The sequence below is a fragment of the Microbulbifer sp. ABE4_465 genome, from assembly GCF_056160765.1.
The window spans coordinates 770,658-783,774 of the sequence record NZ_JBSWXV010000001.1; the positions used below are offsets into that span (position 1 = coordinate 770,658).

Genomic DNA, 13,117 nt, shown 5'->3' on the forward strand with positions numbered 1-13,117 from the left:
AGCAGATGCTGTCTTCAGGTCGCGCCCTGCGGGGCTTTCTCCATCAGAACTCCAGCATCCAGACCACCTCATCTGCTGCAACCTTGCCCTTCAGCCCCCCTTCCACCGGCACAGAGTCAACTTTCTCGACACGGTAACCAGCTTCATACAAGGCACGAATGGCCGAGTCATTCACACAGAACGGTGGTCCCGGCAACTGATTCTGATCGTAATCAAAACTGATCAATAGTTGCGGCGCCGCCCGGGTAATCTTGATCAGGTGATCGGCGTATTCACTGCGCATGGAATCCGGCAGAGCCACGAGCGCCGCCCGATCGTAGATACCGTCGACCGCCCCAAGGGATGATTCCGCAAGTTCGAAAATATCACCAACAAATACTTCGACACCGTCACCGTAGTATTTCTTCAGTTCTCCGAGCTCCTCGATTTGAGGAGTCATTGCCAATTGCTCAAAGAGCTGAATCACTGCAGATTCACTCAGCTCTGCCCCGACTATGCGGTACCCCTCACCGAGCAGCCAGCCTATATCCAGCGTCTTTCCGCAAAGTGGCAGGAAAAGGCGGTCGCCTTTTTCAAGTTTCAGCCGGTGAAGGTGTTTCACCAGCAGTGGATGCGCTTCACTGTTATGAAAAGCAATTTCATTTTTGCGCCACTTCTCCAGCCAGAATGATTTTTCCATGGATCTTCGCGCTCCCCGTTAAAGTACTGCCACTGTCGATTCATCTTCACGTTTTACGATCTTGTGCTGATCTTCACTCAGGCCATATTTCCAGTAGCTGGAAATATACCGAAGCTTCGGATCTGTCGCGCGCCCCTCTCGAAAATACGCACGAAACCGCCGCATGCTGGAGAATTCACAAGCACACCAGACAGACGGCACACCTCCACCCCACGGCAATTCGGCTACCGCATCGAACAACGCCTCGCCCGGCGAGGACGGGTTACAAGACACCACCCAGACGATGTCGACGCCGGGCGGACATGAAAGAGACTGGCGATCCGCCTCACTCGCTATTTCAATCACCGCAATACCTTGTGCCGTATTCGGTAGTAGCGCCAGGTTCACACTGATTGCGGGCAGCGCGGTCATATCGCCGACAAGTAAAAACCAGTCGCCGGTGGGGTTGATCAGCTTCCGAGGCCCGGGACCTCCAACCAGTATGCGGTCGCCCGGTTTTGCGCCCAGCGCCCAGCTGCCTGCCGGCCCCGGGTGATCGTGCACGACGAAGTCCACATCGATTTCATTTTCGCGCTGATTGCGGATGGTGTACGTGCGCATCAGCGGTTTCTGGCCTTCGCCCTGCTCGAACAGCAGTTTGATATACGCGCTCTCCTGGTCCGCCGGAAACCCCAAGATACCTTCACCGCCCAATGTGACTCTCAACATGTTTGGTGTGATAAAACGGGTCTGTATAACCTCCAATAGGCGTGGTGCGGGTCTGGACATACTATCGACCTCCTTCAGATTCTTTCGAGAGATTAGCCACCATTCGCGCGGTGAGATCGGCAAACTGGGATAGCTCGCGTGCACTCAGGCTGCGCGTCATCGCCTTCGCTGTTTCCTGTTCCGCCGTCATCAGTTCGGCCAGAACCGCCTTGCCCCGCTCCGTTGGGAACAGGAGATGGCTCCGCCCATCATTCGGATTCGGACGCTTCTCAATCAACTTCTCTGCAATCAGCTCCTTCAACACGCGCGTTATCTGGGCCTTGTCCCGCTGCATGCGCTGGGCAATGGATTGCGCGGTGGATTCCGGGTTGCGGCAGATCCCCTTGAGTGCACGGATATGGGTGATCGGCAATCCGAGATCCCGCCGCGACACCTCTTCGCGCAGGCGGCTGCGATAGCCGTGCATCAAGCGATGCAGATTGTCGCTCAGTGTTGATTCGCTCATAGATTGCGCTCACGAAAATTATTCACCAAACCGCCTCGGCCTCTGCCCAGCGTCGGGTGGATGAAATTTGATTGACACTATCAACAATAAAAAATAAAGGTGACACTGTCAACCATTTGATCGTACGCGCCCTCCTCCACCCATCTCCGGGCCGTTATAATCGCGCCATGAAAGAACTACCCATCCAGGACGTACTGCCAGCCCTGCTGGAGAGCCTGACCGAACATCCAAATATCGTATTACAGGCCCCACCCGGGGCCGGTAAAACCACCGCGGTCCCATTGGCACTGCTCAAATCCTCGTGGCTGAAAGACCGCAGAATCATCATGCTGGAACCGCGGCGACTGGCAGCGCGCTCCGCCGCCGCCCGCATGGCCGATATTCTGGGGGAACCCCTCGGCAAAACCATCGGCTACCAGATTCGCGGAGAGCGTAAAGCCTGCGATAACACCCGGATCCTGGTGGTTACCGAAGGTATTCTCACTCGGCTCCTGCAGTCCGACCCGGAACTCGCGGACACGGCACTGGTGATTTTCGACGAATTTCACGAGCGCAACTTGCAGGCGGACCTGGCACTGGCACTCTGTCTACAGGCTCAGGAAGTGCTCAGGGAGGACCTCAAGTTGCTGGTGATGTCGGCAACACTGGACGCAGATGCCGTGGCCAGCCTGCTCGGCGATGCCCCCGTTATTACCAGCGAAGGGCGCGCCTTTCCCGTGGAAATCGAGTACCTGCCTCATCGCGAAGTGCCGCAGGATGCACGCCAGCTCCCAGCACTGGTCAGCCGCAAGATTCAGGAGCTGATGGCGCAACAAGATGGCAGTCTGTTGGCGTTCTTACCTGGCGTACGGGAGATTCGTGCGGTTGAGGAAGCACTAAACGACGCATTTGCCGGAAACGCGCACATCGCGGTTGCGCCGCTTTACGGCGATCTGAACAAGCAACAGCAGGACGCGGCCATCGCCCCCTGCCCCGACGGCAAGCGCAAAATTGTACTGGCCACCAACGTCGCAGAAACATCCATTACGATCGAGGGTATCCGTCTGGTGGTGGATTCTGGCTTGATGCGGGAATCCCGGTTTGACCCAAACACCGGCATGAACCGCCTGGTGACAACCCAGATTTCCCAGGCGTCTGCCACACAGCGCACAGGTCGTGCCGGTCGCCTCAGCCCGGGTCACAGCCTGCGCCTGTGGAGTGAATCGACCCAGCGGAGCATGGCGAAAAAAAGTGCTCCGGAAATACTCCTCAGTGACCTGGCGCCAGTGATGCTGGATCTGGCTCAGTGGGGCGTCACGGATACCGCGGAACTGCGCTGGCTTGATCTGCCACCACCAGGTCCTACCGCTCAAGCCAGGGCGCTGCTGCAGGAGCTTGGGGCACTGGATGACAACCTGCGCATCACCGAGCACGGCGAGGCCATGCTCAGACTCGGGGCGCATCCGCGACTGGCCCACATGATGCTTTGCGGCAACACGCTGGGGCTCGGCCGAGAAGCCAGTCTGATCGCGGCACTACTTTCCGAGCGTGATATTTTCCGCGGCGAGCAACGCTGGGACAGGGACATACGCAAGCGCCTGGACGTGGTGACCGGAGATCGGAACAACGCTCGCGCAGACCAGGGTTCCGTGCACCGCATACGGCAACAGGCGAAGGCCTGGCACGCGCAATTTCCGAAAAGCGACACTGGCACGCGCGTAACTCCGGACTATCTGGATACCACCGGGGTACTGCTCGCCCACGCCTACCCGGATCGAATTGCACAAAACCGGCACGATCGCGAACGACGTTTTCTGCTATCCAATGGTCGAGGGGCACACTTTTCCCACGACGACGAACTGGCGCATGCGGATTATCTGGTTGTCGCTGATCTCGATGGCCAGGGGCGTGACGCGCGTATTCAACTGGCCTCGCAAATTTCCGCCGATGCGCTTTTCACCTATTGCCGAGATCAGATCGTCCGGGAAACCGCGGTGCGCTGGGATGAACAGGCCGGACGCGCTATTGCCAGCGAGCAAACCCGGCTTGGGAAATTGATCCTCGAAGACAAGCCGGCCCGAGAGTTTTCACCGGAAATGCTCAGCCGCGCATTACTTGATGCGATCCGGCAGCGAGGATTGCGCACTCTGCCGTGGAACGATGAAAGTGAAAATCTTATTGCGCGAGTGCGATTTCTAAAATCACTACAGTCAGAACATCCCGACCTGATAGATGCAGATGAGCTGCCGGATTGGGATGAAAACGCCCTGCTCCAATCCATGGAACGCTGGTTGCTCCCCCATATGCAAGGACTGAATAAACTCGACCAACTCAAACAGCTGGACTTGCAGGCCATTTTGCTTGCACAACTGGAATGGCCCACCCAGCAAAAACTGGATCAGCTGGCCCCCTCCCATTTGACGGTACCAAGTGGCTCCCGCATTGCCATTCAATATGCCGAGTCACCCCCTGTACTGCCAGTTCGCCTGCAGGAAATGTTTGGCCTCGCCCAAACACCGACAATCCTCAACGGCCGCTATCCACTGATGATTCACCTGCTCTCGCCGGCACAGCGCCCGGTGCAAGTCACTCGCGACCTGGCAAGCTTCTGGGCAAACACCTATCAGGAAGTAAAAAAGGAATTGCGCATCAAATACCAGAAACACTTCTGGCCCGATGACCCGGCAACGGCACAGGCGACCAATAAAACCAAAAAGCGCATGAATGGATAGATAGCCTTTCAGAATAAAAGGCAGAAGGAAATGCAGAAACAAAAAACGCGGCCAAAGCCGCGTTTTTTATCTGACCTGAAAAGTCTAATCAATAGTAGGCCTGAGACTTGTCGGTGTGGTCGGTAATATCCTTCACACCTGCCAGTTCCGGCACTTTCTCCTTCAGGGTTTTCTCAACGCCCTCTTTCAGCGTCATATCCACCATGCCACAACCCTGGCAGCCGCCGCCGAATTTCAAAACCGCATACATATCTTCGGTTACTTCCACGAGGCTCACCTGGCCGCCGTGCGAAGCCAGGCCCGGGTTTACATCGCTGTACAGCACGTAGTTGATACGGTCTTCGATGGGGCTGTCATCGGTAACTTTGGGCATGCGGGAGTTGGGGGCGCGGATGGTGAGCTGGCCGCCCATTTTGTCGGAAGAGTAATCGACTCGCGCTTCATCCAGATACGGGATGCTTCGCCCTTCAAAGTAGGCCTTGAACCCATCCAGCTGCATTTCCAGATCGCCCTCTTTCTCCTCGCCGGGGCGACTGTAGGCGATGCAGGTTTCCGCGTTCGGAGTACCCGGATTGGATACGAACATACGGATGGCGATACCTTCGCAGTCCTGCTTGGCCAGCAGGTCGCGCAGGTATTCCTGGGCAGATTCAGTGATGGTGACGTTCAATTCTGACGACTGTTCTGACATAGACCTTCTCAAATCTCAGGGCTTCCACAAACAGGCCCGAAATAACCGAGCTCTGCGGTCGGGTATTCTACGCGCTAAACCCTGCAAGTAAAGCCAACCACATAGCCGACAATACCGGCTAGGCAGACAATGCGCCCAATAACGACCGCGCCGTGGCCTCGGATGAGGCCGGGTTCTGGCCGGTAATCAGTAACCCATCGGTCACCACATGACTCTGCCAGTCCTCGCCCTTGGAGTAATGCGCGCCGTGCTGGTTCAGCATATCTTCCAGCAGAAACGGCACCACCTCCGTCAAACCCACCCCCGCCTCTTCGCTGTTGCTAAAGCCGGTAACCTTGCGACCGCGCACCAGCGGCTCACCGTTTTCCGACACAGTGTGCCGAAACACCGCAGGCGCATGACAGACAGCAGCAACCGGCCTCCCCGCGCGCTGGAACCCGTGAATGAGTGCGATAGACCGCTGATCTTCGGCGAGATCCCAGAGAGGGCCGTGACCACCGGGAAAGAACAGCGCATCAAAACCTTCCGCATCGACTTCGTCCAGTGAGCGGGTATCCGCCAACGCAGCCTTGGCAATGGGGTCGCCCCTGAAGCGCTTGGTGGCGAGCGTCTGGGCATCCTCTGCGTCACTCTTGGGGTCCAGCGGCGGCTGCCCGCCCCTTGGCGACGCGAGGGTCACATCGGCCCCCGCATCCACAAAGACATAATAGGGAGCGGCAAACTCTTCCAGCCAGAACCCCGTTTTCTGTCCCGTATCACCGAGCTGGTCATGGGATGTGAGCACCATCAGTATCTTCACGGTGTACTCCTTGCTGAGCGATGAATTTGCAGAACCTGAGTGTAGTGTGAGCAACGCTATAACCTTTGGTTCCGTTGCCATAAATACATGATCTTAAGACGTGACTGAGAAGCCTGAGACTTGGGGCAATTGTGCTAAGATTGCCGCCCTTTTGGTCCCCGGTTTAAGGAAAACCCATGTCTGAGCAGTCCCGCGATCAACGTCTTAAACAGCTGTACGCCGCCCTGGGCGAGCGCATCCTGATCCTGGACGGCGGTATGGGCACCATGATCCAGCAGGAGAAGTTGGAGGAAGCGGATTACCGGGGCAAGCGCTTTGCCGACTACCCCTCCGATATCAAGGGTAACAACGACCTGCTGGTACTAACGCAGCCGGATCTGATCGAGCGCCTGCACCGGGAATACCTGGAAGCCGGTGCCGACATTATCGAAACCAATACCTTCAACGCCACCCGTCTGTCCCAATCCGACTACGACATGGAAGACCTGGTGCCGGAACTGAATCGGGTAGCCGCCCAGGTCGCCCGCCGCGCCGCTGACGCCCTCTCCTCACCGGAGAAGCCGCGCTTTGTTGCCGGTGTCCTGGGCCCGACATCCCGCACCGCCAGTATCTCGCCGGATGTAAACGATCCGGGCGCGCGCAATGTGACCTTCAACGAGCTGGTCGAGAACTATATCGAGTCCACAAACGCGCTGATCGACGGCGGCTCGGACCTGATCCTGATCGAAACCATCTTCGACACCCTGAATGCCAAGGCGGCTATCTACGCGGTACAGGAAGTATTTGACCAGCGCGGTTTCGAGCTGCCGATCATGATCTCCGGCACCATTACCGATGCCTCTGGCCGCACCTTGTCCGGCCAGACCACCGAAGCCTTCTACTACTCGATCGCCCACTCCAAACCGCTCTCCGTCGGTCTGAACTGTGCCCTCGGTGCCACCGAATTGCGCCCCTATGTGGAAGCACTGTCCGGCGTCTGCGCAGGATACGTATCCGCCCACCCCAATGCGGGCCTGCCGAACGAATTCGGCGAGTACGACGAGACTCCGGAAGAAACTGCGGCGATCGTAAAAGAGTTCGCAGAGGCCGGCTTCCTGAATATTCTCGGCGGTTGCTGCGGCACCACGCCCGACCACATCCGTGCGATTGCCAATGCCGTGGCCGATCTGCCACCGCGCAAGTTGCCCGAGATCAAACCGGCCTTGCGCCTCTCCGGCCTTGAGCCCTATGTGGCCGATGAAAACGCCCTGTTCGTGAACGTGGGCGAGCGCTGTAACGTCACCGGCTCTGCGCGCTTCAAGCGCCTGATCATGGAAGAGGATTACGATACCGCCCTGCAGATCGCCGCCACCCAGGTGGAAGACGGGGCTCAGGTCATCGACTTCAACATGGACGAGGCGATGCTGGATTCCGTCGCCGCCATGCGCCGCTTCCTCAATCTGTGCGCCACCGAACCGGAAATCGCCAAGGTGCCGTTTATGGTGGATTCCTCCAAATGGGAGGTCATCGAGGCTGGCCTGCAGTGCATCCAGGGCAAACCCATCGTCAACTCCATCAGCCTGAAGGAAGGTGAAGAGGAGTTTATCGAGAAAGCACGCCTGTGCCTGCGCTACGGCGCCGCCGTGGTGGTGATGGCCTTTGACGAAAACGGCCAGGCGGACACTTTCGAGCGCAAGATTGAAATCTGTAAGCGCAGCTACGACGTGCTGGTGGACAAGGTCGGCTTCAACCCGACGGATATTATTTTCGACCCGAACATCTTCGCCGTCGCCACCGGTATCGAAGAGCACAACAACTACGCGGTGGACTTTATCGAAGCCACCCGCTGGATTCGCCAGAACCTGCCAGGTGCCAATGTCTCCGGTGGTGTCTCCAACGTATCCTTCTCCTTCCGCGGCAACAACCCGGTGCGCGAAGCTATCCACTCCGTATTCCTGTATTACGCGGTAAAAGCCGGCATGAATATGGGCATCGTCAATGCGGGTATGCTGGAGGTCTACAGCGACCTGCCGGACGAACTGCGGGACAAGGTGGAGGATGTAATTCTCAATCGCAACGATGAAGCCACCGAAGCCCTGCTGGATATCGCAGAAAAATACCGCGGCGATGGCAGTACTGCCGAGCGCAAGGAAGATCTGGCCTGGCGCCAGTGGCCGGTAAAGAAACGCCTGGAGCACGCGCTGGTAAAAGGCATCAACAATTTCATCGAAGAAGATACCGAAGAAGCCCGCGCTGCCTCCACACGTCCACTGGATGTGATCGAAGGTCCGCTGATGGACGGCATGAACGTGGTTGGCGACCTGTTTGGCGAGGGCAAGATGTTCCTGCCACAGGTGGTGAAGTCCGCCCGTGTTATGAAACAGGCGGTGGCCTACCTGCAGCCGTATATCGAAGCCGAGAAAACTGCAGACAGCAAACCCAACGGCCGCATTCTGATGGCCACGGTAAAAGGCGATGTGCATGATATCGGCAAAAATATTGTGGGCGTGGTGCTGGCCTGTAATAACTTCGAGGTGATCGATCTCGGCGTAATGGTGGCTGCGGAAACCATTCTGCAAACCGCGAAAGAAAAGAACTGCGATATCATCGGCCTGTCCGGCCTGATTACGCCTTCTCTGGATGAGATGGTACACGTGGCCGCGGAAATGGAACGGCAGGGTTTTGATATTCCCCTGCTGATCGGCGGCGCCACCACCTCCAAGGCACACACGGCAGTGAAGATCGAACCGCAATTCAAACGCAACCAGGTGGTCTATGTAGCAGACGCCTCCCGTGCGGTGGGTGTTGCCAGCAACCTGCTGTCCGACGAGCTGCGTCCCGGCTTTATCAAAAGCGTGCAGGAAGAGTACGTAAAAGTGCGCGAGCGTACCGCCAACCGCAAACGCAATGACCCGCGCCTGACTTACCCCGACGCCTTGAAGGCAGGCCCGCAGTTCGACTGGGCAAACTTCAAGCCAGTCGTTCCGAACAAGCCGGGCCTTACCGTACTGGACGATTTCCCGCTGGAAAAACTGGTCGACACCATCGACTGGACGCCCTTCTTCATCTCCTGGGATCTCGCGGGTAAATACCCGGCGATCCTGAACGATAAAGTGGTCGGCGAGGCCGCAACGGATCTGTTCAAAAATGCGCAGACCATGCTCGCCGATATCATCGACAACAAGCGCCTGAAAGCCCGTGCGGTGTTTGGCCTGTGGCCGGCCAATGCGGACGGCGACGACATCGTGGTCTACACCGATGAAAGCCGCACCACCGAGCGCGCCCGCCTGCACCAGATGCGCCAGCAGGTGCAAAAGCGCGGTGGCGATGGCCTGTGTCGCTCGCTGGCCGACTTTATCGCGCCCGTCGGTAGTGGTGTCGAAGATTATGTCGGCGGCTTTGCGGTAACCACCGGCATTGGCGCCGACGAACTGGCCGCGGAGTACGAGGCCAAGCACGACGACTACAGCGCAATCATGGTCAAGGCACTGGCGGATCGACTGGCGGAATCCCTTGCCGAATACCTGCACCGGGAAGTCCGCAAAAACTACTGGGGCTACCAGCCGGAAGAAACCCTTAGCAACGAAGAGCTGATCAAGGAGCGCTATAGCGGTATCCGCCCCGCTCCCGGCTACCCCGCCTGCCCCGACCACACGGAAAAGGCCACCCTGTTCAAACTGTTGAATGCGGAAGAAAACGCAGGGATGGAGCTGACTTCCAGTTTCGCCATGATGCCCGCCGCCGCAGTGAGTGGCTGGTACTTTGCACACCCGGAGTCAAAGTATTTTAATGTGGGCAAGATTTCCCGGGATCAGCTGGAAAGCCTGGCCGAGCGCAAGGAAATGAGCGTTGAGGAACTGGAACGCTGGCTGCGCCCGAATCTCGAGGACTGACTTACGTTCGCTAACCACTTACTCTGCAGGAGTCTGTAAGCAGGCTCCTAAACCAAGATGTGTGGAGAGGATTATGGAAAATAACGACAAGAAACCCTCATTCGGCCAGGTAGTGCTCAGCACCCTCGCCGCGGCGATTGGCGTGCAGTCGAGTAAAAACCGCGAGCGGGATTTCAAAGGCGGAAGCTTCAAGGCCTATATTGCTGCCGGAATTATTTTCACCGCACTGTTTGTACTAACGCTGGTGCTGGTGGTGAAAACCGTGTTGAGCAATATGGGCTGAGCAATAAGCAAAAATTGCCGGGCAAGATCGGATAATAATTCTCAATTGTATTTACAGCTTTAGCGCTAGCCCTGCGACTCAAACCGTAAAACCAATAGAACATCGCCGGCGACCCGAACGTCGCCAGTAAAAAGAATCATTCGCAAATACCTATCCTGCTCTTATAAAAAGAGACACTCAGGTAAAGGGTTATTTTCTGGGGAGCCCGGGCCTTAGCCCTGTGAGGCAACCCAGTAAATACAGGTAGCGACAAAGATGGCCACCAGTGCCACCGCCGCAATGGCGTCTACAACGTTATCGCTATCGTCGGATACAACTACTACATCTCTTACTGCTTGATCGTTCATCGGAATACTCCGTCTCTCAAGAAATCATTATTGTTTTAAAGGTAGCAGCACCGCTAAAAAACGCGGTTTCTCAAGTAGATCAAATCCCCACGCGGGGTGCAACCGTGCAGTATTTCGCCAGTTATACACGGGCGAGCTACTTATAACCGGCGGTTACTAAGGTAGCGAAAAAAATTGTTATTTTTTGTATAAGGCGGCTGGTATGTTATGCGCCACTCAGGGTCATAGATAGGCTCCAGAAGACCCTCTGGGCGCTGTGAGACCAGCGCAAAAAAGTAATGGAATCAAGCTCTTATGTATCGATACGACGAACAGGACCACAAGCTGATCCGGGAACGGGTGGCCCAGTTTCGCGGCCAGACCGAACGCTATCTCGCCGGTGAACTGAGCGAAGAAGAATTTTTGCCTTTGCGCCTGCAAAATGGCCTCTATGTTCAGCGACTGGCACCCATGCTGCGCATCGCGGTGCCCTACGGGCTAATGAACAGCAGCCAGGTTCGTCGACTGGCGCACATCACCCGCAAGTACGACAAGGGCTATGCGCACTTCACTACCCGCCAGAACGTCCAGCTCAACTGGCCAAACCTGGAAGATGTGCCCGATATTCTCGCGGAGCTCGCGGAAGTAGAAATGCACGCGGTGCAGACCAGTGGTAACTGTATCCGCAACACCACCACGGACCAGTTCGCCGGTATCGCCCGCGATGAATTGATCGACCCTCGCCCCTACTGCGAATTGATTCGCCAGTGGTCCACATTCCACCCGGAATTCGCCTTCCTGCCACGCAAATTCAAAATTGCGGTATGTGGCGCTGAAGAAGACCGTGCGGCCATTCGCGCCCACGATATCGGTGTACAGATCGTCAGGAACGACAAAGGCGAAACCGGCTTCCAGGTATTCGTCGGCGGAGGCCTCGGCCGCACCCCGATCATTGGCGTTGCGATCCGCGACTTCCTGCCGGAGACCCACCTGCTCTCCTACCTGGAAGCGATCGTTCGCGTGTATAACCAGCTGGGCCGCCGCGACAACAAGTTCAAGGCGCGCATCAAGATTCTGGTAAAGGCCATGGGCGCGGAAGAGTTCGGTCGCCGTGTGGAAGCGGAGTGGGAACAGATCAAGGATGGCGTCGAAGAATTGACACCGGAAGTGATCGAGTGGTCCAAGCGGTTTTTCCCGGAGCCCGCGTACAAGTCCTTCAGTGAAGGCCATGGTGAAGCGGTATTGCGCGATCAGTCCGGTGGTGACAAGGCGTTCGCCCGCTGGCTCGAACGCAATACTTTCCCCCATCGCGTAAACGGCTACCAGGCCGTCACACTGAGCACCAAGCCTACCGGTATTCCACCGGGCGACGTTACCGATCGCCAACTGGAAGCCATCGCCGATCTCGCCGACAAATACAGCTTCGGCGAAGTGCGCGTAACCCACGAGCAAAACGTGGTTCTGGCAGACGTGGAGCAAGAAAAGCTGTTCGACCTGTGGCAGGAGGCCCGCAAACACGGCTTTGCCACCCCGAACATCGGCACCCTGACCGATATGATCTGCTGCCCGGGTGGCGACTACTGCTCCCTGGCCAATGCCAAATCCATCCCGGTTGCGGAAGCTATCCAGCGCAAGTTTGACGACCTGGATTACCTCTACGACCTGGGTGACCTGGACCTGAACATCTCCGGTTGTATGAACGCCTGCGGCCACCACCATATTGGCCATATCGGCATTCTCGGCGTCGACAAGAAAGGCGAGGAGTTCTACCAGGTTCAGCTCGGCGGCAGCGCCAATGAGAAAGCCAGCCTGGGTAAAGTGCTCGGCCCCAGCTTCTCCCGCGATGAAATGCCGGAGACCATCGGCAAGATTCTCGATGTGTTCGTAGAGAACCGTCAGCCGGAAGAGTTCTTTATCGACACCTACAACCGCATCGGGCTGCAGCCATTCAAGGAGCGTGTATATGCCAAAGCCAGCTAACCTCTCCGCGAAAAAGCCGGTAGGCGCGCAACCGGAAAACCCGGCGCAACTGATTGTTGACGGCGCGGTTGTCGAAAACGAATGGAATCTGTTGCCGCTGGGCGGCGATGAAGAGATCAGCGCGAGCAGCCTCGCACCGGGCAAGGTGATCCTGCCCCTGAGCGTGTGGCTGGAACTGCGTGAAGATCTAGCGGGCCGCAAGGACGAAATCGGTGTGTGGCTGGACAGCGACGAAACCGCAGACCTGATTGGCGACTACGCCAGCGAACTGCCGCTGATCGCCGCTCACTTCCCCGCGTTCACCGATGGCCGTGCATTCACCGCCGGCCGCCTGTTGCGCCAGCGCTATGGTTTTACCGGCGAACTGCGTGCGGTGGGTAATTTTATCCGCGACCAGCTGACCTACCTGACCCGCTGTGGCTTCAACAGCTTTGCTTTCCAGGGCGAACAGCCTCTGGAAGGACTGTTGGAATCCATGCAGGATTTCACGGACAGCTATCAGTCTGCGGTAGATCAGCCCGTGCCGATTCATCGCCGTCGCGCACTCGCATAACTTACCTTGC

General features: G+C 57.2%; 11 protein-coding genes. 5 read left to right on the forward strand and 6 right to left on the reverse strand.

The genetic code is table 11. From position 1 onward, the window contains the following. Positions 1 to 43: 43 nt before the first annotated feature. Genes tmpT through ACXAG1_RS03120 form a run of 3 tightly spaced genes read right to left on the reverse strand, consistent with a single transcriptional unit; the run spans position 44 to position 1,892 of the window. Complete coding sequence (gene tmpT / locus ACXAG1_RS03110; protein WP_475092883.1) at positions 44 to 679, reverse strand: thiopurine S-methyltransferase; 636 nt, start codon at positions 677 to 679, stop codon at positions 44 to 46. A gap of 18 nt (positions 680 to 697) precedes the next feature. Beyond that, positions 698 to 1,447, reverse strand: coding sequence for a siderophore-interacting protein (locus tag ACXAG1_RS03115; RefSeq protein WP_475092882.1), 750 nt, complete (start codon positions 1,445 to 1,447; stop codon positions 698 to 700). Position 1,448: 1 nt separating this feature from the next. Beyond that, on the reverse strand, positions 1,449 to 1,892 hold the full coding sequence (locus ACXAG1_RS03120) for a MarR family winged helix-turn-helix transcriptional regulator (protein ID WP_475118893.1): 444 nt from the start codon (positions 1,890 to 1,892) through the stop codon (positions 1,449 to 1,451). Between the two features lie 167 nt (positions 1,893 to 2,059). Here ACXAG1_RS03120 and hrpB point away from each other — a divergent pair, with 167 nt between their 5' ends. Then, the gene (gene hrpB / locus ACXAG1_RS03125) at positions 2,060 to 4,603 is read left to right on the forward strand and encodes an ATP-dependent helicase HrpB (protein WP_475118894.1); all 2,544 of its coding nucleotides are present in this window, start codon (positions 2,060 to 2,062) and stop codon (positions 4,601 to 4,603) included. Positions 4,604 to 4,691: 88 nt separating this feature from the next. On the opposite strand, the gene nfuA is transcribed toward hrpB, so the two are convergent. Continuing rightward, entirely contained in the window at positions 4,692 to 5,294 is a 603-nt protein-coding gene (gene nfuA, locus ACXAG1_RS03130; protein ID WP_475092879.1) for a Fe-S biogenesis protein NfuA, read from the reverse strand. Between the two features lie 118 nt (positions 5,295 to 5,412). Continuing rightward, positions 5,413 to 6,093, reverse strand: coding sequence for a type 1 glutamine amidotransferase domain-containing protein (locus ACXAG1_RS03135; RefSeq protein ID WP_475092878.1), 681 nt, complete (start codon positions 6,091 to 6,093; stop codon positions 5,413 to 5,415). 176 nt (positions 6,094 to 6,269) lie between these two features. On the opposite strand from ACXAG1_RS03135, the gene metH reads away from it, so the two are divergent. Further along, positions 6,270 to 9,965: a methionine synthase gene (gene metH, locus ACXAG1_RS03140; RefSeq protein WP_475092877.1), complete on the forward strand. Its 3,696-nt coding sequence runs from the start codon at positions 6,270 to 6,272 to the stop codon at positions 9,963 to 9,965. A gap of 73 nt (positions 9,966 to 10,038) precedes the next feature. Then, positions 10,039 to 10,248 (forward strand): DUF2970 domain-containing protein, encoded by a 210-nt coding sequence (locus ACXAG1_RS03145; RefSeq protein WP_475092876.1) that lies wholly within the window; start codon positions 10,039 to 10,041, stop codon positions 10,246 to 10,248. A 212-nt stretch (positions 10,249 to 10,460) separates the two neighbouring features. Here ACXAG1_RS03145 and ACXAG1_RS03150 read toward each other — a convergent pair whose 3' ends face one another. Beyond that, on the reverse strand, positions 10,461 to 10,595 hold the full coding sequence (locus ACXAG1_RS03150; RefSeq protein ID WP_475092875.1) for a hypothetical protein: 135 nt from the start codon (positions 10,593 to 10,595) through the stop codon (positions 10,461 to 10,463). Between the two features lie 294 nt (positions 10,596 to 10,889). On the opposite strand from ACXAG1_RS03150, the gene ACXAG1_RS03155 reads away from it, so the two are divergent. Beyond that, the gene (locus ACXAG1_RS03155; RefSeq protein WP_475118895.1) at positions 10,890 to 12,554 is read left to right on the forward strand and encodes a nitrite/sulfite reductase; all 1,665 of its coding nucleotides are present in this window, start codon (positions 10,890 to 10,892) and stop codon (positions 12,552 to 12,554) included. Continuing rightward, the gene (locus ACXAG1_RS03160) at positions 12,538 to 13,107 is read left to right on the forward strand and encodes a DUF934 domain-containing protein (RefSeq protein ID WP_475118896.1); all 570 of its coding nucleotides are present in this window, start codon (positions 12,538 to 12,540) and stop codon (positions 13,105 to 13,107) included. Before ACXAG1_RS03155 ends, ACXAG1_RS03160 begins: the two co-directional genes overlap by 17 nt. Positions 13,108 to 13,117 lie beyond the last annotated feature (10 nt).